Annotated in this window: 19 protein-coding genes and 2 tRNA genes; 10 read left to right on the plus strand and 11 right to left on the minus strand. The window is 72.3% G+C overall.

The annotated features are described in order from the left end of the window. Positions 1–2 precede the first annotated feature (2 nt). Genes ABTY56_RS12835 through ABTY56_RS12845 form a run of 3 tightly spaced genes read right to left on the minus strand, consistent with a single transcriptional unit; the run spans position 3 to position 839 of the window. Entirely contained in the window at positions 3–356 is a 354-nt protein-coding gene (locus ABTY56_RS12835; protein WP_350628715.1) for a hypothetical protein, read from the minus strand. Continuing rightward, positions 350–565: a hypothetical protein gene (locus ABTY56_RS12840; RefSeq protein ID WP_350628717.1), complete on the minus strand. Its 216-nt coding sequence runs from the start codon at positions 563–565 to the stop codon at positions 350–352. Before ABTY56_RS12840 ends, ABTY56_RS12835 begins: the two co-directional genes overlap by 7 nt. Before the next feature lie 7 nt (positions 566–572). After that, positions 573–839: a hypothetical protein gene (locus tag ABTY56_RS12845; protein ID WP_350628719.1), complete on the minus strand. Its 267-nt coding sequence runs from the start codon at positions 837–839 to the stop codon at positions 573–575. A gap of 110 nt (positions 840–949) precedes the next feature. Here ABTY56_RS12845 and ABTY56_RS12850 point away from each other — a divergent pair, with 110 nt between their 5' ends. The 3 genes from ABTY56_RS12850 to ABTY56_RS12860 all read left to right on the plus strand — a co-directional run bounded on the left by ABTY56_RS12850 (position 950) and on the right by ABTY56_RS12860 (position 2,723). Next, positions 950–1,777 (plus strand): helix-turn-helix domain-containing protein, encoded by an 828-nt coding sequence (locus tag ABTY56_RS12850; protein ID WP_350628721.1) that lies wholly within the window; start codon positions 950–952, stop codon positions 1,775–1,777. Further along, positions 1,774–1,977, plus strand: coding sequence for a DUF397 domain-containing protein (locus ABTY56_RS12855; RefSeq protein ID WP_350628723.1), 204 nt, complete (start codon positions 1,774–1,776; stop codon positions 1,975–1,977). The genes ABTY56_RS12850 and ABTY56_RS12855 overlap by 4 nt, the downstream gene beginning before the upstream one ends. Before the next feature lie 101 nt (positions 1,978–2,078). Continuing rightward, on the plus strand, positions 2,079–2,723 hold the full coding sequence (locus ABTY56_RS12860; protein WP_350628725.1) for a dihydrofolate reductase family protein: 645 nt from the start codon (positions 2,079–2,081) through the stop codon (positions 2,721–2,723). 64 nt (positions 2,724–2,787) lie between these two features. Here ABTY56_RS12860 and ABTY56_RS12865 read toward each other — a convergent pair whose 3' ends face one another. The 4 genes from ABTY56_RS12865 to snpA (ABTY56_RS12880) form a co-directional block, all read right to left on the minus strand. Beyond that, positions 2,788–4,854 (minus strand): phosphocholine-specific phospholipase C, encoded by a 2,067-nt coding sequence (locus ABTY56_RS12865; RefSeq protein WP_350628727.1) that lies wholly within the window; start codon positions 4,852–4,854, stop codon positions 2,788–2,790. Positions 4,855–5,051: 197 nt separating this feature from the next. Then, positions 5,052–5,711: a pentapeptide repeat-containing protein gene (locus ABTY56_RS12870; protein WP_350628729.1), complete on the minus strand. Its 660-nt coding sequence runs from the start codon at positions 5,709–5,711 to the stop codon at positions 5,052–5,054. A 175-nt stretch (positions 5,712–5,886) separates the two neighbouring features. After that, positions 5,887–6,510 (minus strand): snapalysin, encoded by a 624-nt coding sequence (snpA, locus tag ABTY56_RS12875; RefSeq protein WP_350628731.1) that lies wholly within the window; start codon positions 6,508–6,510, stop codon positions 5,887–5,889. 301 nt (positions 6,511–6,811) lie between these two features. Continuing rightward, positions 6,812–7,483 (minus strand): snapalysin, encoded by a 672-nt coding sequence (gene snpA, locus ABTY56_RS12880; protein ID WP_350628733.1) that lies wholly within the window; start codon positions 7,481–7,483, stop codon positions 6,812–6,814. A gap of 269 nt (positions 7,484–7,752) precedes the next feature. Between snpA (ABTY56_RS12880) and ABTY56_RS12885 the strand changes: the two genes are divergently transcribed. Further along, complete coding sequence (locus tag ABTY56_RS12885) at positions 7,753–8,727, plus strand: LysR family transcriptional regulator (RefSeq protein WP_350628735.1); 975 nt, start codon at positions 7,753–7,755, stop codon at positions 8,725–8,727. Between the two features lie 61 nt (positions 8,728–8,788). On the opposite strand, the gene ABTY56_RS12890 is transcribed toward ABTY56_RS12885, so the two are convergent. Further along, positions 8,789–10,003: a low temperature requirement protein A gene (locus ABTY56_RS12890; RefSeq protein WP_350628737.1), complete on the minus strand. Its 1,215-nt coding sequence runs from the start codon at positions 10,001–10,003 to the stop codon at positions 8,789–8,791. Between the two features lie 466 nt (positions 10,004–10,469). Next, positions 10,470–12,173: an ABC transporter family substrate-binding protein gene (locus tag ABTY56_RS12895; protein ID WP_350628739.1), complete on the minus strand. Its 1,704-nt coding sequence runs from the start codon at positions 12,171–12,173 to the stop codon at positions 10,470–10,472. Between the two features lie 413 nt (positions 12,174–12,586). On the opposite strand from ABTY56_RS12895, the gene ABTY56_RS12900 reads away from it, so the two are divergent. The 5 genes from ABTY56_RS12900 (at position 12,587) to ABTY56_RS12920 (ending at position 17,584) form a co-directional block, all read left to right on the plus strand. Then, positions 12,587–13,567: an ABC transporter permease gene (locus tag ABTY56_RS12900; protein WP_350628741.1), complete on the plus strand. Its 981-nt coding sequence runs from the start codon at positions 12,587–12,589 to the stop codon at positions 13,565–13,567. Between the two features lie 16 nt (positions 13,568–13,583). Next, positions 13,584–14,615: an ABC transporter permease gene (locus ABTY56_RS12905; protein ID WP_350628743.1), complete on the plus strand. Its 1,032-nt coding sequence runs from the start codon at positions 13,584–13,586 to the stop codon at positions 14,613–14,615. Then, complete coding sequence (locus ABTY56_RS12910; RefSeq protein WP_350628745.1) at positions 14,612–16,705, plus strand: ABC transporter ATP-binding protein; 2,094 nt, start codon at positions 14,612–14,614, stop codon at positions 16,703–16,705. Before ABTY56_RS12905 ends, ABTY56_RS12910 begins: the two co-directional genes overlap by 4 nt. 60 nt (positions 16,706–16,765) lie before the next feature. Next, positions 16,766–16,839: transfer RNA gene (locus ABTY56_RS12915), tRNA-Lys, on the plus strand. A gap of 73 nt (positions 16,840–16,912) precedes the next feature. Then, positions 16,913–17,584: a GOLPH3/VPS74 family protein gene (locus ABTY56_RS12920; protein WP_350628747.1), complete on the plus strand. Its 672-nt coding sequence runs from the start codon at positions 16,913–16,915 to the stop codon at positions 17,582–17,584. A 91-nt stretch (positions 17,585–17,675) separates the two neighbouring features. Here the strand turns inward: ABTY56_RS12920 and ABTY56_RS12925 are convergent, their stop codons facing one another. After that, complete coding sequence (locus ABTY56_RS12925; RefSeq protein WP_350628748.1) at positions 17,676–18,686, minus strand: alpha/beta fold hydrolase; 1,011 nt, start codon at positions 18,684–18,686, stop codon at positions 17,676–17,678. Continuing rightward, positions 18,683–19,477 (minus strand): DUF998 domain-containing protein, encoded by a 795-nt coding sequence (locus ABTY56_RS12930; protein WP_350628750.1) that lies wholly within the window; start codon positions 19,475–19,477, stop codon positions 18,683–18,685. Before ABTY56_RS12930 ends, ABTY56_RS12925 begins: the two co-directional genes overlap by 4 nt. Positions 19,478–19,600: 123 nt before the next feature. Between ABTY56_RS12930 and ABTY56_RS12935 the strand changes: the two genes are divergently transcribed. Next, positions 19,601–19,674, plus strand: a tRNA-Lys gene (locus ABTY56_RS12935). Positions 19,675–19,778 lie beyond the last annotated feature (104 nt).

A 19,778-nucleotide genomic window follows, 5' to 3' on the forward strand; every position in this document is an offset into this window, starting at 1 on the left:
TTTCAGTCGGGCCGGTTGGGCGGCCGGGAGGCGGGAGGCCGACGGCGACGGCGACGGGGCACCGCAGCGAGCTCCCGGGCCGCGGCGTACCGTGCCGCGGCCCGGCGGAGTCGTTCCGTTGCCTCAAGCAACTCGGCACGGAGCGCGTCCCGGGCGGCCTCGCGGCACGTCTCGCGGAGCTGCCGCTCCTGCGCGAGCATCCGCGCGGCGGCCGCTACCGCTCGGCGGCGTTCGGGGCTGAACCACAGGACCGGCGGGGCGAACCGGAGGTACCCGCCCCAGACCCAGGACCAGGTGCTGCGGGGCTCGCGGATCAGGCCGAGGATCGTGCGGCCGAGGAAGGCGATCGTCAGCACAGTTCGTCCCTCCTCCGGAAGCGGGGGCGGCGGCCGAGGGCGATCAAGGGCTCCTCGAAGGGCTGGTTCGCCAGGTAGGCCGGAGACCAGGCGACGCCCCACCGGCCGCACTCCGGGCAGTTCCACGTGCGGCCGGCCTCGGTGGCGTCGCCGAGCAGGTCGACCGGAGCACAGCAGTTCGGTGCGGGGCAGGTCGGCGGGTCGGTCATCGGCGTCTCACGCGGCGCCCTCGGTGTCGACGCGGGGCCGGCCGCGCCGCTTGGCGGGGACGAGGCGGAGGACGACCGTCGGCTCGCCCGGGAGCGGGCGGATCCGGGCGGGATCGACGGTCCGCTCCAGCCCGCCACCCACCGGCCGCACGTAGGCGAGCCCACCTCGCGTGTCCATGTAGACGACGTCCTGATCGGTCGTCACGTCCTTGACCAGCTCACCGACCTGCGGGCGGTAGGCCGGCGGCCCCACGGGGGGCTTCTTGCGCGTCACGAGGCAGCTCCTTTCCGTAGCCGAATGACTACCCAGGGATGCCAACTGTGAGCTAGGGTGAGAAGGTCTTCAACCTGTCGGATCTGCTTGGGGAGAGGGAATCGACGCGCATGAACAAGGTTGAACTGGACCCCGATTCGTCTCCTGCCGCCAAGTTCGGCTCAGATGTCCGCAGCGCACGGGAGGCAAGGGGCTGGACCCAGGATGAACTGGCACATGCCATCGGCTACTCGCCGACGCATGTATCGGCCATGGAAACTGGTCGCCGCCCCCCAACCGCCCGTCTGGCGCGCGAACTTGACAAGGCGTTTGGGTTCGAGAACGTATTTGTTCGCAAGTCGCGCGATCTCAAGTCGTCGACCATCCTCGAAGGCTTCCCGGAGTACGTCGCGCACGAGTCCAAGGCGGTGGAGCTGAGGCTGTTCGCGCTGGGCATCGTGCCGGGACTGCTCCAAACCATGGACTACGCACGGGCCATCGCGTCGGGCGCGGTCCGGCGAGGCAGTATCACGGAGGACCAAGCCGAGGAGCGGGTCACCTATCTCGCGCGCCGACAGGCGAACCTGCGCCGGGAATCCCCGCCACTGATCCACGCCGTTCTGGACGAGAGCTGCCTCCGACGGCCGGTCGGCGGGGAGGCCACCATGGCGGCCCAACTCGATGAGCTCGCCGCCTTCGCCCGGATGCCCAACACCGTTCTCCAGGTGGCTCCGTTCGCCATGGGCGAGGAACGAGCGTTTGACCTGCCGGTGAACATCCTCACCCTGCCGGACCGATCACTGATGTCCTACGCGGAATCGGCGCACCAAGGGCACCTGGAACGGGACAGCGGCGCGGTGCCGCCGATGCTCACGGCCTACTATCAACTGCAAGCCGTGGCACTCTCACAAACCGAGTCCGTGGCCCTGATCAGCCAGCTACGAGAGGAACTGCCGTGACCGCCGAGCCTCAGTGGTTCAAGTCTTCGTACAGCAGCAACGGCGGCGACTGCGTCGAGGTCGCGGGGAACCTGGTCGCATCCGACACCGTCCCCGTCCGCGACTCCAAGGACCCCGCGGGCCCGGCTCTCGTCTTCCCTGCCGAGTCCTGGCACTCCTTCGTCTCCGCCGTCCGAACCGGGGAGTTCGGCACGCTCTGAAAATCACCGCGGGCCGATGTCAATCCGGCCGCGTCCGCTCCGACGACACGGCGTGCGGCGCCCGTCGCACGAGGGCGCGACCGGACCTGACGAGGAAACCCGTGAACCAACTGCTCAGAGTGATGAACTTCAACGTCTCCAGTGACGGCATCGCTGCCGGTGAGCACCAGAGCCTGGAGCGGCCGTTCGGCCTCGACGGCCCCGAGCGGCTGTTCGCCTGGGCCGGAGCCACGGCGAGCTGGCCGATGCGCACGGACGCCGGGGGGAGCCGGGGCCTGGACGACTACTTCACCCGGGACTTCGCCCGCGACATCGGTGCCGAGATCATGGGCCGCAACAAGTTCGGGCCGCAGCGCGGGCCCTGGCAGGACGACGCGTGGCGCGGCTGGTGGGGTGACGAGCCCCCGTTCCGCACTCCGGTGTTCGTCATGACCCACCACCTGCGTCCGTCGATCACGCTCTCCGACACCACCTTCCACTTCGTCGACGGCGACCCGGCCGCCGTCCTCGAACGCGCGCGGACGGCGGCGCAGGGCAAGGACGTCCGGCTCGGCGGCGGTGTCACCACGATCCGGCAGTTCCTCGCTGCCGGCCTCGTCGACACCATGCACATCGCCGTCTCGCCGGTGGAACTCGGCTCCGGACTGCGGCTCTGGGAGTCCCCCGAGGAGCTGCTCGACCGGTTCCACCTGGAGGTCGTGCCCAGCCCGAGCGGCGTCACGCACCACCTGTTCTGGCGCAGGTGACGCGAGGGCCCCACCACCCGACGGCGGGTGGTGGGGCCCGTGTGCCGTGCGCAGGGAGCGGCTGTCAGCCGCTGACGCTGGGCGCGCCGGTCTCCAGGTGGCCGGTGAAACGCTGCGACCAGCTGCTGTCGGCGTCCACCGTGACGGTGAAGTCGTACCAGCCGTTGGTGTAGGCGACGGCGTTGAAGTAGTCGCTGACGCTGCCGCCGGCCGGGACCTGGTACGTCCAGGGGCCGTCCGTGCGGTAGTTGTTGGAGGCGATGGTGAAGGTCATCGGGCTGCTGCCGGTGTTGGCCAGCTTGAACCAGATGGCCAGCTTGCCGGTGCCGGCCTCCACCGCGTACGAGGCGGTGACGGCGGCGTTCTTGCCCGCCTTCGTCGCATCGCCCTTGAAGCGGCGCAGGAAGCGGTTGGGGCCGACGACGGTGAGGTCGTACGGGCCGCCGCCGAAGCCGGTGCCGCAGTTGAAGAAGTCGCTGGTGCTGCCGCCCGGGTCGACGGTGTACTGCCAGGGCCCGCCGCTGCGGTAGGCGTTGGCGTAGGCGGCGAAGTGCGAGGACTTGGAAGCGCCGTTTGCCATGGCGATCCAGACCTTCATCACCCCGCCCGAGCCGAACTCCAGGTGGTCCAGGTTGGCGTTCGGCTGGTACGGCAGGGCGCGGGCCGGGCGGGTGCCGGACTCCTGCAGCGGCAGCTGGTTGTTCACCGGGGCCGGGTTGGGCAGCGGGCCGCAGGCGGACAGGCCGATGGTCTGCGAGGTGTCGGGCAGCCCCGGCAGGCCGTACACCGGGTTGGCGAAGTCGAACACGCTCGTGAGGTCGCCGCAGACACGACGACGCCAGTCGCTGATGTTCGGGCTGGTGGCGGGCCTGCCGAGGGCGGCCGTCCAGACCTCCAGGAAGCGCAGCACCGAGGTGTGGTCGAAGGTCTCGGAGTTGACCCAGCCGCCGCGGGTCCACGGCGAGACCGCGATCATCGGGACGCGGAAGCCGAGGCCGATGTTGGTGCCGTTGTAGAACTCGCCCGGGGTGCCGGCCGGGGCGACCGGCGGCGGGACGTGGTCGAAGAAGCCGTCGTTCTCGTCGTAGTTGATGAACAGGACGGACGAGTTGAAGACGTTCGGGTCCGCGTTGAGCGCGTCGATCACGTTGTGGACGAAGTGCGCGCCGTCGGCCGGGGTGGCGTACGGGTGCTCCGAGGAGGCCTGGTCGGGGACGATCCAGGAGACCTGCGGGAGGGTGCCGTTCAGCACGTCGGCCTTGATCGCGGCGACGATGTCGTCCGGGGTGCGGCCGGTGACCTTGGGCACCGAGCCCATGCCCTTGACGGCCAGCGGGCTGCCCGCCGCAGCGCCGGAGAACTGGTTGAAGTAGGCGAGGGCGTTGTCACCGTAGTTGTCGGCGGCGTTCTGGTAGACCTTCCAGCTGACCCCGGCGTTCTCCAGGGCCTCGGCGAAGGTCTGCCAGCGCAGGCCCTTCTCGTCGCCGCCGTCGTAGGCCGGGCCGCCGGCGGCGCCGGACGGGTCGATCTGACCGGACCAGTGGTAGGTGCGGTTCGGGCCGGTCGCGCTGAGCACCGAGCAGTGGTAGGCGTCGCAGATGGTCCAGTTCTCGGCCAGCGCGTAGTGGAACGGGATGTCCTGACGGGTGAGGAAACCCAGCGTGCGCACGTTTCCCTTGGCGGAGACCCAGTTGTCCATCTTGCCGCTGTTCCACGCGCTGTGCTGGTCGCTCCAGCCGTGGCTGAGGTCGCCGTTGCACTGGGCGAGGCGCTCGGGGTCGGCGCCGCCGGCCGGCTTGGTCTGGCTGAACTGCCACGGGTACTGGCGGGAGAGCAGGCCGTTGGGCTGGTTGAAGACGCTGTAGCCGCCGGCGATCTGGATCGCGCTGCGGTCGGCGAAGCCGCGCACGCCGCGCAGCGTGCCGAAGTAGTGGTCGAAGCTGCGGTTCTCCTGCATGAGGATCACCACGTGCTGCACGTCACTGATGGTGCCGCTCTGCCGGAGCGTGGTGGTGGAGGCCACCGCGGGAGCGCCCGCGGCGGCGCCCGCGGCACCGGTGCCGGCCACGGCGAGACCGGCCGCGGCCGCCCCGGACAGCGTGACGAACTTCCTACGACTCAGCTCGGCCATCAGCCCGGCCCGTCCCTTCGCTGGCGATGTTGTGTACACAAGTCGGGGCTCACTCGATCGCGGAGAAGTCTCCACCGGTGCGGAGCGGGCCACCAGATGCGCGCAGCAGGTTTGGCGGACTGTTCGTCCTGCGGTCACCGAGCGACGCCGGGCTGAACGCGGGACTGAAACGCCGGGGAGGGACGGAGGGGGGCCGGTCAGCGGTCCTTGACCTCGATCCCCAGCGCCTGCGCGAACTGCGGAGCCAGCTCCAGCAGCTGGGTGGAGCTGATCACCGCGCCGCGCAGCCCCTGGTGCCCGTCGGCCAGCCCGAGCCGGACGGCCCCGCGCAGGTCGGTCTTGCTCAGCGTCGCGCCGCGCAGCCGGACCTCCTCCAGCGTCGAGCCGGGGAAGGACACCGAGGTCAGCTTCGCCTCGCCGAAGTCCACGTCGCGCAGCAGGCAGTCCTCGAAGACGACGTCCCGCAGCACGGCCGACCGCAGGTTGACCGCCTCCAGCTTGCAGCCGCGGAACACCACCCGGCGCAGCGCCGAACCGTACCCGGCGACCCCGGCCAGCACGCCGCCGACGAACGAGCTGTCCTGCCACTCGGAGTCGCTGAGGTCGCAGGCCACCCAGCGGCCGGCCTGCACCCAGACCTCGTTGAACCGGGCTTGGCGCAGCTTGACCCCGCTGAGCGCGACGCCGGTGAAGGCGCATTCCAGGAAGGCCGCCCCGGCGACCGACTCGTCGGTGTGCTCGCCGCCGTCGAAGTGCACGGTGTCGTACCGCTCGTCGCTGCGCAGCGGCCCGGTGTGCGGGCGCAGCAGTTCGGCGTACGGCAGGTCGTCGAGCCGGTCGGGGGCGGAGCGGGTCATGTCGGCACCTTGCGGTCGGGGGCGGAGGGTCTCGCCCGCATGCTCGCACGCGGCACCGACAGTCCTGTCCCTCCACGCCACCGGCCTCGGCGCCGGCCTCGGCGCCGCCGTCGGCGCCGTTGACGCCCCGGGCCGGCCGCAGCGGTGTGCGGCCGGCCCGGGGGTGTCCGGTGGATCAGCCGCGCGCCCAGAGGGAGTTGACGCGGCTGCGCTCGGTGCTGTTCGGGTAGGGGTTGGTGCAGGAGGTGCCGGGGCCGCCGCCCGACATCAGCTCGCTGCACGGGCCGGAGTAGTGGTCCGGCAGGCCGAGCACGTGCCCGGTCTCGTGGGCGGTCACCCGCACCGAGTTGTACTGCCGGTTCTGCTGGTAGTCGAGGAAGATGTAGCCGCGCCCGTGCCCGTCGGTGCTGGCGTAGGAGCCCCGGCTGTCGTTGCCCTCGTAGTAGCGGAAGTCGGCGGCCGAGCCGGAGCGCAGCTGGACGTTGCCGACCGAGCTGTTCCAGATCTGCGCGGCCTGGGATATCTGGTTGCGGAACGTCGGGGCGGAGCTGGCGTCGTAGGTGACCACGACGGTCGCCAGGCCCGGGTTGGCGGCCTGCTTGGCCTTCGCGGAGGCCATCACGGCCTGGAAGAAGGCCTGGTTGTCCGCGGTCTCGGCGGCCGAACCGGCGTACGTCGAGGCGGTGTAGCCCTGCGTGGCCGGGGCGGCCGGGGCGGCGGCCGCGGCGGTGGCGGGCAGCACGGCGAGGCCGGCCGCGAGGGCCAGGCCGAGGGTGGCGGACAGCACGGATCGCTTCATGTGGGGGTCTCCGGTTCCTGGGGTGCCGTGGCCGGTTGGGGGCCGGCCCTGGGGGACACCTGGTCAACGGGTGATGTCCCAGAGCTTCGGGCAGCCCCGCGGCCGCGCGGATGATGTCAACCTGCGATAGCTCGGTGCAATACCCCTGGGGCACGGCCGATTTGAGCCGTCTTTTCCTCGTCTTGACTCAACCGTGCCCCTGGCATTCCGTTCCGGTGGCGGCTAGGCTCCGAGGCGGGGAAGTACCCGGAGCGGCGGGCCGCTTGATTCCGGCCGAGCGGCCCGCCGCGCCCGAACTCCTCTACCGGGCAGCCTTGTTCGCCGCCGCAAGACCGTTCGCCCAGAGGTCGTCGACCTGGCTGCGCTCGTTGGCGTCGGGGTAGGGGTTGGTGCAGGAGGGGCCGGGGCCGCCGCCGGACATCAGCTCGCTGCACGGGCCGGAGTAGTCGTCGGGCAGGCCGAGCACGTGCCCGGTCTCGTGGGCGGTCACCCGCAGCGAGTCGTACTCCTGGTTCTGCTGGTAGTCGAGGAAGACGTAGCCGTGGCCGTGGCCGTCGGTGCTGGCGTAGGAGCCCCGGCTGTCGCTGCCCTCGTAGTACGAGAAGTCGCCGTTGCCGCCGGTCTCCTGGAGCTGCACGTTGCGCACCGAGCCGTTCCAGATCCGTGCGGCGCCGGCTATCTGGTCGGCGAAGGAGGGCGCGTTGGCGGTGTCGTAGGTGACGGTGACGGTCAGCAGCCAGGGGTTCGCGGCCCGCTTGGCCTCGACCGAGGCCACCACGGCCCGGAAGAAGGCCCGGTTGTTCGCGACCTCCGCGGCCGAACCGGCGTACGTGGCCGGGGTGTAGCCCTGGACGGCCGGGGCAGCCGGGGTCGCGGGTGCGGCCGGCGCGGCGACGGCGGCGGTGGCGGGCAGGGTCGCGAGGCCGGCCGCGAGGGCGAGGCCCAGGGCGGCGGACAGCACGGATCGCTTCATGTGGGGGCTCCGGGTTCGCGGTGCGCTGCCCCGCCGGGACCGGTGGGGGCCGGGCACGGCGGCGGCGCGCGGTGGGGGACCGCCGGGGCCGGTGGCCGCGGCGGGTTGCTGCCCCGAGCTTCGGACAGCCCGGGCCGGTCGCGGATGATGTCAACCGGCGATAGCACCGCCGCATACCCACCGGGACCCGTCACACGTTCCGTCGAAGCACCTTTGACTGCCTGTCATGTCCTTGGCGATCTGGCGCGGAGGCGTCTATGCTCCGGAACGTGGAGCTCGACGTGAGACACCTCCGGGTGCTGTGCGCGATCGCCGACAGCGGCAGCCTCCGCAAGGCCGCGCTCCAGCTCGGCATGACCCAGCCCTCCCTCACCACCCAGCTGCACCGCATCGAACGGGCCATCGGCGGCACCCTGTTCACCCGCGAGCAGACCGGCAGCCGACCCACCCCGCTCGGCCACTCGGTGCTCTCCCGGGCCCGGCCGGTGATCACCGAGATGGCCGCGCTGGTGGCCGCCGCCCGCCAGGAGGCCCGCGACGCGACCGGGCCCGGCCGGCACCGGCGGCTGCGCATCGGCAGCGTCGGCAGCCGCGCGGTCGCGGCCTGGCTGCGCCGGGTGCACGAGCGGCTGCCGGACACCGACACCACGATCCACGTCGACGTCTCGGCCGGCGCGCTGCTGCGGATGGTCGCCGCCGACCAGTTGGACGTGGCCTTCGTGCACGAGAGCGAGGGCTTCCCGCTGCGGGTGCCGCCGGACGCCGAGCAGCGGGTGCTGATGGCCCGTGAGCCGCAGTACGTCGAGCTCGCCGCGGGGCACCCGGCCGCGGCCCGCCAGGTCGTCCGCCTCACCGACCTCGCCGAGGACACCTGGATGGTCGACCCGACCGCCGACCACGAGTACGCGGCGATGCGCCGGGTGTTCAGCGAGGCCGGGCTCAACCCCCGGGTGCTGCAGGTGCGGGACAACGCCACCGCCGCTGAGCTGGTCGCCTCCGGCGAGGCCGTCCGCCCCTGCCAGCCGACCGCCCCGCCGGGGCCCGGCACGGTCGTCCGCCCGGTGCACGGGGACCCTCTGGCCGTCCGGCTGCTGTTCACCTGGCGTCCGCGCGCGCTCAGCCCGCCGGCGCTGGACGCGCTGTACGGCGAACTGCGCGCCGCCTACCTGGATCTGGCCAGGGTCAACCCGGCCTACCTGGCCTGGCTGTCGCGGCACGAACCGGTACTGCTGGGGCGGGGCTAGGGCCCTCCGGGGCGGAGCGAGGACGCCGCCGGGGCCGAGCCGGAACTCCCTTGCGGCGGAGTCAGGACACCCCGGCGACCCTGCTCTCCCGGCCGTGGATCAGTACCCCCGCCGTCACCAGCAGCGCGCAGACCAGGCCCGCCGCGAGCACCCCCGAGCCGCCGAACGCGGTGCAGGCCAGCACCAGCGCGGCCCCGACCGGCGCCACCGCCTGGGCGAGTACCCCGCGCTTGGTGTGGCGGGAGTGCAGGAACCAGACCGTGACCAGGTAGACCGCCGTGGGCACGGTGACCGTCGCGGTCGCGGCGGTCTCGGAGATCTCCGCCTTGTGCACGGCCGACTCCACCGCCACCTCAAGCCCGGCGCCGATCGCCGCCGCCGAGCCGAACACCAGGTAGTGCCCGTAACCCCAGGCGAAGGCCTGCCGGTTGGAGCGCAGGTGCTCGTGGACGGGCCGGGCGAAGTAGATCCACCAGGCGGCGAAGCAGATCAGCAGGCCGCCGGCCGCCACCGGCACCAGCCGGCCCAGCTCCTCGTTCTCGTCCACCGCCGACTGCACCGCGACGGTCGCCGCCGCGACCGTCTCGCCGAGCACGATGAGGGTGAACAGCCCGTACCGCTCGGAGATGTGGTGCGGGTGCCAGGAGGTCTGCATCCGCAGCTCCGCGATCACCGGTACCGCCAGCTCGCACAGCACACCGATCGGGATGACGTACGGGCGGACGTCGTCCGACAGGAACAGCACCACCACCCAGCCGATCTGGCAGAGCGTGATCCCCGCCGCGTACCGCAGCGCGACCCGGCGGGCCTCGCCCTGCTCCGCGGCCGCCGCGCGCAGCCACTGGGTGACCATCGCGAGGCGCATCACCACGTATCCGGTGATCGCCAGCGCCAGGTCCTGGGTCGCGAACAGCCGCGGCACCCCGGCGGCGAGGATCAGCACCCCGGCGATCTGCACCAGCGTGGTGATCCGGTACGGCACGTCGTCGCAGTCGTACGCGGAGGCGAACCAGGTGAAGTTCATCCAGGCCCACCAGATCGCGAAGAAGGCCAGCGCGTAGCCGCGCAGGCCCTCGCCGTAGTGCCCGGCCGCGAGGAAGTGGGCGAGTTCCCGCCCGGCCTGGCCGACCGCGACCACGAAGCAGAGGTCGAAGAAGAGCTCCAGCGGGGTGGCGACCCGGTGCGGCTCGTGGCGGTCGCGCGGGACCATCCGGCGCACCGGCGGTGGGTCGACGTGGCGCGCGCGGGGTGCCGGGGCGGCGGGATCACTGGCCATCGGGGCTGCTCCGGGGTCGGGAGGGGCGGATCGTCCCGCGCATCCTGGCAGCGCCCCGGGCCCGGCGCACGCACCGGCACGGCGCGCGGGCCGGGCAGTACGCCGGCACCGAGGCCCCGATCACCGCGTCGACGATGACCCCGATTGTCCCTTTCTTCCTTGCCGTCAGCCGCAGTTGACGCATCGGTGCGCGAAGTGGGTGACAGCTCGACGGGTTTCCGGACGCGCCCCGTGTGATGCGCCGCGAGGGGCCGGCGCGCCGCTAGATTCATCCCCGGTCGGAAGAGCGCGGGCCCTGCGGGGCCCAAGACACGGACGGTCTGCGGGCAACGCGGAAGGTCAAGGCGGGTGGCGGGACAGCGAGGGCGGCAGAGCCGACCTTCCCGTGTCCGCACCACCGGCCTCGTGATCACCGCGCTGCTCGCCAGCGCCTGCCGTGCGGCCCGGCTGGTCGCGTCCGCGGCGGCTACTTCTCCCAGCCGACCTTGGCGTAGTCCGTGCCGGCCAGACCGAACGCACCGTAGTTGGCCAGGCCCTTGCGAGCCGCCACCACGGTCGGCCGCTGGTAGAGCTCGACGGTGTGGCCGAGCTCCCAGATCTTCGCGTCCGCCTGGTTGTAGAGCTTCGCGGCCTCCGCCGGGTCGAGCGTGCCGGCCGCCTTCTTCAGCAGCGCGTCGATCTCCGGCGTGCCGAGCTTCGAGTAGTTGCCGAAGACGTTGTCCCCCACCGGCAGGCGGAAGTTGGTGAGCGACGCGGAGAGCGGGAAGGAGTCGGTGTTCCGCCAGCTGGCGATCTCGAACTTGCCCGTGTTCACGTACTTGGTGAAGAAGTCGTTGGAGGGGACCTTGTCGAGGTCGACCTTGACCCCGGCCGCCAGCCACATCGCGGAGGCGGCGGTGGCCAGGTCCAACTGCGCCTGCGGGGTGGCGTCGTTGATGACCCAGTGCAGCTCCAGCTGCTTCCCGTCCTTGGTGCGCGGCTGACCGCTGCCCGCCTCCTTCCACCCCGCCTCGTCGAGCAGCTTCTTGGCCGCGCCCAGGTCGAACTTCGCCCAGTCGCCGGAGTTGTCCTGGTAGCCCGTCTGGTTGGGCATGATGATGTGGTTGCCGAGCGGCTTGAACTCCACCGGGACGCCGTTGTTCGCGATCTTGATCAGCGCCGACCGGTCGAGCGCCCTCCCGAGCGCCTGGCGGACCTTCTGGTCCGCCAGCGCGCCGCCCTGGCCGAACGAGATGTGCACCTCGTCCCACGGGCTCGCGGCACGAATCACGGCATCCTTGGAGTCCTTGAGCTGCCCGTACGCGGCCGCGGTGCCGGCTGCGGCGAAGTCGATCTCGTTGTTGAGGAACGCCTGCGTGGTCGCCGACTGGGACATCACCCGAAAGGTGATCCGGTCGACCTTGGGCTTCGTCCCCCACCAGGCCGGGTCCGGGACCAGGGACAGGGTCTGCGCGGTCTTGTCCGCCGTCCCGACCTTGAACGGGCCCGCGGTGATCGGGAACTTCTCCACCCAGCCCTGGTTGAAGTCGTCCGCCGTCCCGATACCCGCGGCCGGGATCAGCGGGCGGAACAGGTTCTGCCAGTCGGCGTACGGCTCGGAGAAGGTCACCTTGACCTCGGTCGGGTCCGCCCCCTGCTCGACGGCGGAGATCAGCTCGTAGCCGGCGGAGTCCGCGATGTCGTAGCCGTCCTTCTTGCCGTTGCTCGCCTCCCAGTCCGCCTTGAAGTCCAGGTAGCTCAGCGGCTTGCCGTCCGACCACTTCGCCTTGGGGTTGAGCTTGTAGGTGATCACCTGTGGGGAGGACGAGGTGACCTTGGCCTCCTGTAGGTAGTCGGTGACCGGCTGGAAGTTGCCGGAGGCGTCGGTGGTGAAGAGGTCCGGTTCCAGCGTGCGCATGATCTCGACGGCGTCGCCGTACCGGCCGTCCACCTGGAACGGGTTCCACTGGGTGATCCACTGGTACAGCGGGAAGCGCACCTCGCCGCCGTCCTTGACCTGGTCCAGCGGCTTGGCGTTGATGTCCTGGGAGTCCTGTCTCGGCGACTCGCTCTTGGCCACGCCGTCGCCCGAACCGCCTCCGCCCGAGGTGCACGCGGTGACCGCCAGCGCGGCGGCGACGGCGAGGGCGGTGGCCCGGCCGAGGCGGCGGGCCGTGGTGGAAGCGTCCATGGGGGTCCCCCTGGTGAGGTCTGCGGATCGGGAGTCGGGCGGGCGTCCGACGGAAGTCCGGCGGGAGTCGCGGCGCGGGTCGCGCGCCGGTCGAACGTGAGTCTGGATGCGAGTTGGGGCGCAGCAGGCATGAGTCGGCTTGAGCGTGGGCACTCAATCCGGCACCGAGCCAGAGGAACGTAACAGCGGATCAGATCCGCCACCAGGGGGAGGAACGCACGCCTGATCCAAACGTCACACGCGGCAATGCCGCCGCAACACCGCCGCCGTCCCCGAGTGCTTCACTCTGACCTGCGCTTTCCCGACTCCGGCTCCACTCCTGCCACTTGACGGCCCGACCGGGCCCCGACCGAAGGCCGAAACCCGATGCCCACCAGACGCGTCGGCCTCGCCCCCACCCCGGGCGGCCGTTGATGCTCCGCTACCTGGCGAAGCGGCTGAGCTACTACGCGGCGCTGCTGATCGCCGCCGTCTTCCTGGCGTACGCGATATCCGCGACCGCCCTGCAGCCGCGCACCTACTTCGACGCCAAGGTCCCGCGCCCGTCCGCCGAGTCGGTCGAGCACCAGCTCACCGCGCTCAACCTGAACGACCACGCCCCGGTCGTCGAGCGCTTCGGCCGCTGGACCGGCGAACTGCTGCACGGCGACCTCGGCCGGACCATCCACGGCACCCCGGTCTCCGACGACTTCGGCCGCCGGGTCTGGGTGTCCCTGCGGCTGCTGCTGCTCGGCAGCCTGCTCGGCATCGTCCTCGGCGTCGCCGCCGGGGCGTGGAGCGCCGTCCGCCAGTACCGGATCTCCGACCGGCTGCTGACCGTGCTGTCCTTCGTGCTGCTCTCGACGCCGGTCTTCCTGGTCGCGCTGTTCCTCAAGAACGGAGCCATCGCCGCCAAGGACGCGGCCGGCCACGAGGTGATCCCGTTCACCGGCTACGAGACCCCCGGGCTCACCGGCGGCCTCGGCACCCACCTGTCCGACTGGGCACTGCACCTGTTGCTGCCCACCGTCTCGCTGGCCCTCGGCGGCCTCGCCACCTACAGCCGATACCAGCGCGGCACCATGCTCGACGTGCTCGGCTCCGACTACCTGCGCACCGCCGAGGCCAAGGGCCTCACCCGTGGACGGGCACTGCTGAAGCACGGGCTGCGCACCGCCGTGATCCCGATGTCGACCATGTTCGCGTACAGCTTCCTGGGCATCTTCACCGGCGCGATCTTCACCGAGACGATCTTCGGCTGGCACGGCATGGGCGAGTGGCTGATCCAGTCGATCAACGAACAGGACGTCAACTCGGTCGTGGCGATCAACCTGTTCACCGCGGTCGTCGTCCTCGTCTCCGGCTTCCTCGCCGACATCCTGCACGCCGCCCTCGACCCGCGCGTGCGGTCCTGACCGGAGGAGACCCGAGATGACCACCCTCTCCGCCCAGCCGGCCGAACCCGCCGAGCCGGCCGGGCCCGCCGGACTCCCGCTCTCCGCCGGCACGCCCCGGGCCGCCGGCCGCGGACGACTCGTCCTGGCCCGGCTGCTCGCCGCCCGCGGGGCGCTCGTCGGAGCGGCCGTCGTGCTGCTGCTGTTCGTGCTCGCCTTCGGCGGGCCGTTCCTCACGCCCTGGGACTACGCCACCCCCGACTTCTCCGCGCTGCACCAACCCCCCTCCGCCGAGCACTGGTTCGGCACCAACGGGGTCGGTCAGGACGTGTTCGCGCAGACCGTCCGCGGGCTGCAGAAGTCGCTGGTCATCGGGCTGCTGGTGGCGCTCCTCTCCACCGTGCTGGCCTCCGTGGTCGGCGCCTGCGCCGGCTACTTCGGCGGCTGGGCCGACCGGGCACTGATGTTCCTGGTGGACCTGCTGCTGGTCTTCCCCGCCTTCCTGATCATCACCATCGTCTCGTCACGGCTGAAGAGCGCCGGCTGGATCGCCTTCGTCCTGCTGCTCGCACTGTTCAACTGGATGATCACCGCCCGGGTGGTCCGCTCGATGACCATCTCCCTGCGGGAGCGCGAATTCGTCCGCGCCGCACGGTTCATGGGTGTGCGCCCGCTGCGGATCATCAGCCGGCACATCCTGCCGAACGTCGCCTCCTTCCTCATCATCGACGCCACCATCGCGGTCGGCGGCGCCGTGATGAGCGAGACCGCCCTCTCCTACTTCGGCTTCGGGGTCAAGGCACCGGACGTCTCCCTCGGCACCCTGCTCGCTGCCGGGACCAGCGAGGCCCCGGTGTTCCCCTGGCTGTTCTACTTCGCCGCCGGACTGCTGGTGCTCTTCGTGCTCGCCGTCAACCTGATCGGGGACGGGCTGCGCGACGCCCTCGACCCCACCTCCGCGGCCGCGCCCCGCCGTTCCCGCCGCTCACCTCAGTCCGACCGCTCCCGCCGTTCCGACGGCGGCCCGCTCGGCAGCAGCCGTTCCGTCAGCCGTAGGAAGCGCCCGTGACCACCGCCCTCGAAACCCCACTGCTCACCGTCCGGGACCTGCGGGTGGACTTCGCCGGGCCGCACGGCCCGGTCCCCGCCGTCCGCGGGGTCGACCTCACACTGCGGCGCGGCGAGACCCTCGGCATCGTCGGCGAGTCCGGCTCCGGCAAGTCCGTCACCGCACTGTCCGTGCTCGGGCTGCTGCCCGGGACGGCGCGGGTCAGCGGATCGGTGCGGCTGGACGGACGGGAGCTGGTCGGACTCCCCGGGAAGGAGCTCGCGGCGATCCGGGGCCGCAGGGTCGCCATGGTCTTCCAGGACCCGCTCTCCGCCTTCACCCCGGTCTACCGGATCGGCGACCAGATCGCCGAGGCGGTCCGCGTCCACCAGCGGGTGGACAAGGCCACCGCACGGCGCCGGGCCGCCGAACTCCTCGACCTGGTCGGCATCCCGGCGCCCGACCGGGCCCTGGACAGCTTCCCGCACGAGTTCTCCGGCGGCATGCGCCAGCGCGCGATGATCGCCATGGCCGTCGCGAACGAGCCCGACATCCTGCTCGCCGACGAGCCCACCACCGCGCTCGACGTCACCATCCAGGCCCAGGTGCTGGACGTGCTGCGCACCGCCCGCCGGGAGACCGGTGCCGCGCTCGTCCTGGTCAGCCACGACCTCGGGGTGATCGCCGGAACGGCCGACCGGGTCGCGGTGATGTACGCGGGGCGGGTGGTCGAGACGGCCGGCGTGGACGAGCTGTTCGCGGCCCCGCACCACCCGTACTCGCTCGGGCTGATCGGCGCGCTGCCCCGGCTGGACGGGCGCGGCGGTCCGCTGGTGCCGATCCCCGGTGCTCCCGCACCGATGGCCGAGCTGCCGCCGGGCTGCCCGTTCGCGGCGCGCTGCCCGCTGGCGGAGGAGCGCTGCTCGGTGTCGGAGCCCGTCCTGGAGGGCGCGGACGAGCACCTCTCGGCGTGCGTACGGTCGGCGGAGCTCGCCGAGCGGCGGCCCGCGCCGGAGGAGGTCTACCCCGTCCCGGAGCTGCCCGCCGCCCCCACTCCCGGGAACCGCGCCGACCTGACACCGGTACTGACGGTGAGCGGTCTCGGAAAAACGTTTCCGCTCCTCAAGGGCACGGTGTTCAAGCGCAAGGTCGGCGAGGTGTACGCGGTGGACGGCGTCGACCTCGACCTGCGCGAGGGCGAGACCCTCGGCCTGGTCGGGGAGTCCGGCTCCGGCAAGTCCACCACGCTGTTCGAACTGCTGCGGCTCGGCGCCCCGGAGACCGGGCGGATCGAACTGCTCGGCCACGACACCGCGAAGCTCACCCGGGCCGAGGCCCACCGGCTCCGGGCCAAACTGCAGATCGTCTTCCAGGACCCGATGGCCAGCCTCGACCCCCGGATGCCGATCGGCGACATCGTCGCGGAACCCCTGCTCGCCCAGCGCGCCCCCCGCGCCGAGATCGCCCGCCGGGTGCCCGAACTGCTCCGCCAGGTCGGCCTCGACCCCGACCACGCCATCCGCTACCCGCACCAGTTCTCCGGCGGCCAGCGCCAGCGCGTCTCGATCGCCCGGGCACTCGCCGTCCGCCCCCGGCTGCTGGTGCTGGACGAACCGGTCTCCGCGCTGGACGTCTCCATCCAGGCCGGAGTGCTCAACCTGCTGCAGTCGCTCAAGGCCGAGCTCGGACTCTCCTACCTGTTCGTCTCGCACGACCTCTCGGTGATCCGGCACCTCGCCGACCGGGTCAGCGTGATGTACCTCGGCCGGACGGTCGAACAGGGCGACGTCTCCGCCGTCTTCGACCGCCCCCGCCACCCCTACACCCGCGCCCTGCTCTCCGCCGTCCCGCTCCCCGACCCCGCCGCCGAACGCGCCCGCGACCGCATCCTGCTCGCCGGCGACCCGCCCTCCCCCACCGAGCGCCGCACCGGCTGCCCCTTCCGCACCCGCTGCCCGCGCTACGCCGCGCTCACCGCCCCGGCGGACCGGACCCGCTGCGAGCAGGAGCGGCCGGCCCTGACCAGCGGCGCGCCGGGGACGGCCCGGGCGGACCACCAGGCGGCCTGCCACCACCCGGAGCCCCCACCCCGGGGTGATCACGGTAAGTGATCACTCGCGCACGATTCGGTGGAACGGGCCCGCGCCGTGTAATGTCTTCGACGTCAGCAAGCGCCGCTAGCTCAGTTGGTTAGAGCAGCTGACTCTTAATCAGCGGGTCCGGGGTTCGAGTCCCTGGCGGCGCACATGGCAAGGTCTCAGGCCGCTCACTTCGGTGGGCGGCCTGAGTCGTTTCCCGGTGGGGTATGGCTGGTTCCCGTGACATCTTCCGATTCCCGTCCTCTCCCCGAGGAACTGATACTGCTCTGCGCCCACCCGAAGCACGGGCGCTTCCGGGCCCCGGTCAGCGAGTTCCACCACGCGGTCGCCGGCGCCGTCCTCGCCGAGCTGCTGCTCGCCGGCGCGATCACCGTCGAGAAGCGGCACATCACCGGCTACCAGCCCTTCGGCGCCCGGGACGAGGTCGAGGCCGGGGTGCTGGCCCGCCTGGAGGCCAAGGGCAAGAGCCGGTTCCGCCCCGTCCTCGACCAGGCGATCACCCGGGTGCCGAACCCGCCCGGGCACCGGTTCCACCTCGACCGGCTGGTCGCGCAGGGGTGCTACACCGTGGCGGAGAAGCGGATCCTCGGCCTGCCGTGGCGCACCCACCTGCTGACCCGGCCCGAACTCAGGCAGCAGACGGCCGACCGGGTGGCGGCCACCCTGTTGAACCCCCATCCGTCGGATCCCCGCCTGACGGATCCCCCCGGCGGCGGTGACCGGCCGAGCGTCGAGCGGGACCGGCAACTCGCCGGCCTGATCGGCGTCAGCGGCCTGGAACACCGCCTCTACCCCGGCCGGTCCGGCGCTCCGGTCAGACGCGCCGTACGGAAGCTGGCCTGGGACCTGCCCATCCCGCAGGCGGTCAGGCGGGTCAGCTCCAGCAACTGAGCCCGGGGCGGGGGCCTCGGCCTTCCCGTCGCCTCGGCGTTCCTCTGCCTCGTCCGACGCCCCTGTCGCCCCCGGCCGGCCGGTCGGCGTCTCAGTGGGTGTCGAGCACGGCCGTGGCCACCGCGTCCGGGCGGTCGAACATCACCAGGTGCCCGGCCGGGGCCGTGGTGCGGAAGTCGGCGCCGAGCAGCGCCGCGAGTTCCCGCTGCTCGGCCAGCCAGGCCTCGGTGCGGCGGGTCCGGCAGCCGTCGTCGGCGGCCAGCACGGTGATCGGCAGGTCCTCGGGCAGTGGTCGGGTGCGCCGCAGCCCGTCCAGTTCGGCCGCCGTGTCCAGGTAGCGCACGTTCTCCCGCAGCAGCGCGCGCAGGGCGCGGCCGGTGCGGTAGCAGTGCCGGACCAGCGGTTCCGGGGCGAGGTCCTCATGGCGGACGGTGGACAACCGGGCCACGGCCCGGCGGACGGTCGGGCCCAGCAGGTAGGGCACGGCGAGGGCGGTGGCGGCACCGGCCACCGCCCGGGCCGCGAGGTCGCGGGCGGCGGGCGCCGGGTACGGCCGGGCCGCCGGTTCGACGCTGCCGTCGACCAGGACCAGCCCGGCGGTCCGCTCGGGGTGCAGCCGGGCGAAGGCCTCGACGTGGAAGCCGGCGAGCGAGTGGCCGACGACGGTGCAGGGCTCGTGCAGCCCGAGGCCGTCCAGCACCGCCCGGATCCGCCCGGCCTCGTCGGCCGCCGTCGGAGCGGGCCGACCGGTCGCGGGCTCTCCCGCGCTCAGCCCGTAACCGGGGCGGTCGTAACGGACCACGGTGCGGTAGGGGGTGAGGAAGGGGACGACGAGGTCCCAGTCGAACCAGCTGCTGCCGAGGCCGCCGCTGAGCAGGCAGACCGGGCCGCTGCCCTCGGTGCGGACGTGCAGCGGGACGCCGCCGATGCGCAGGAAACGCGCCCGGGTGCCGGGGTCCTCGGGCCGGCGGGGGTCTCCGGGTTCGCTGCCGGGGCCGCCAGGGGCCCGGGGTTCACCCGGGCCGCCGGGGTTTCGGGGTTCACCCGGGCCGCCGGGGTTTCGGGGGGCGCCGGGGTTTCGGGGGGCGCCGAATCCGGTCATGCCGGCCTCCGTTGCGGGAGCGGCCGGGCCGGGTCGTGCTGCTCCGGCCCGTCCCGCCGGGCGGACCGGGCGACGCCCACGGCCAGGACGGCCAGCCAGAGCGCGACCAGCAGCACCTGCAGCCGCTGGCCGGCCCCGAGTGCCCAGGTGCCGCGCCCGGCCTGGAAGGCGGCGATCGCGGCGAGGCTCCAGCCGGTGGCCAGCAGTTCGGCGCCCAGCAGCCAGGGCCCGATCCGGCGCACCGGCGGCCACCAGCCGTAGCGGCGGGCGGCGACGGTGAGCGAGACCAGCGCGGTGAGCGCGCCGAGCATCGCGAGGCTGCTGGTGACGGCGTGCGCGGTGTGGGTCGCGGGGACGAGCCCGGCGGTCTCGCGGGCGGCGCACATCTCGTCGCTGGTGGGGGAGCAGCTCAGCGGCAGTCGGGAGTCGGCGACGGTCGCGGCGCCGAACACGGCGAGGGCGGACCAGCCGACGAGCGCCCACCGGCGACGCCGGGAGCCCCGGGCCCGCCCGGCTTCCTCCCCGTCCACCGTCCCGCGCGCGAGCCCGCTCGCGAGGGCGGTACCGGCGGCGGCGAGCAGGCAGAGCCCGGCGGCCAGGTCGGTGGCCCGGAACAGGCCACCGAGCGGCTGGTCCTCGGCGGCGAGTTCGCTGATGTACGCCTGTACCGGGTCGAGGCCGGTGCTCAGCACGACCTCCAGCACCCAGGCGGTGTACGCCACGGCGCTGAGCAGCAGCAGGGCGGCGACCGCCGTCCGCGCGGTGCGGTGTCCTGGCTGGGGGCTGGGCACGGTTCCACCCTAACCAGGGGTGAACTCCGGCCCAACCGGAAGGAAAGGGGCGGATCGGACGCCGGTCGCCGGAAGTGGTTCGAGGCACCCCTCGGAACCGTGTATTGTTTTCCAGGTCAGCAGGCGCCGCTAGCTCAGTTGGTTAGAGCAGCTGACTCTTAATCAGCGGGTCCGGGGTTCGAGTCCCTGGCGGCGCACAGACAGTTGGGGAGCCTCTCGCAACAGCGAGGGGCTCCCCGATTTTTTGGCCCTCGAAGTCCGATTTGTGTGTGATGTCGGTCTCGATCGGCGCCCCGACGGA

Origin of the sequence: Kitasatospora sp. NPDC097691 (assembly GCF_040302665.1) — a bacterium.
Classification (GTDB): Bacteria; Actinomycetota; Actinomycetes; order Streptomycetales; family Streptomycetaceae; genus Kitasatospora.

What these genes read in the sequence shown, in the direction of transcription:
- ABTY56_RS12840 (WP_350628717.1), bottom strand. Translation starts at nt 565, where the DNA reads ATGACCGACCCGCCGACCTGCCCCGCACCGAACTGCTGTGCTCCGGTC.
- ABTY56_RS12850 (WP_350628721.1), top strand. Translation starts at nt 950, where the DNA reads ATGAACAAGGTTGAACTGGACCCCGATTCGTCTCCTGCCGCCAAGTTC.
- ABTY56_RS12865 (WP_350628727.1), bottom strand. Translation starts at nt 4,854, where the DNA reads ATGGCCGAGCTGAGTCGTAGGAAGTTCGTCACGCTGTCCGGGGCGGCC.
- ABTY56_RS12870 (WP_350628729.1), bottom strand. Translation starts at nt 5,711, where the DNA reads ATGACCCGCTCCGCCCCCGACCGGCTCGACGACCTGCCGTACGCCGAA.
- snpA (WP_350628731.1), bottom strand. Translation starts at nt 6,510, where the DNA reads ATGAAGCGATCCGTGCTGTCCGCCACCCTCGGCCTGGCCCTCGCGGCC.
- snpA (WP_350628733.1), bottom strand. Translation starts at nt 7,483, where the DNA reads ATGAAGCGATCCGTGCTGTCCGCCGCCCTGGGCCTCGCCCTCGCGGCC.
- ABTY56_RS12890 (WP_350628737.1), bottom strand. Translation starts at nt 10,003, where the DNA reads ATGGCCAGTGATCCCGCCGCCCCGGCACCCCGCGCGCGCCACGTCGAC.
- ABTY56_RS12895 (WP_350628739.1), bottom strand. Translation starts at nt 12,173, where the DNA reads ATGGACGCTTCCACCACGGCCCGCCGCCTCGGCCGGGCCACCGCCCTC.
- ABTY56_RS12900 (WP_350628741.1), top strand. Translation starts at nt 12,587, where the DNA reads ATGCTCCGCTACCTGGCGAAGCGGCTGAGCTACTACGCGGCGCTGCTG.
- ABTY56_RS12905 (WP_350628743.1), top strand. Translation starts at nt 13,584, where the DNA reads ATGACCACCCTCTCCGCCCAGCCGGCCGAACCCGCCGAGCCGGCCGGG.
- ABTY56_RS12925 (WP_350628748.1), bottom strand. Translation starts at nt 18,686, where the DNA reads ATGACCGGATTCGGCGCCCCCCGAAACCCCGGCGCCCCCCGAAACCCC.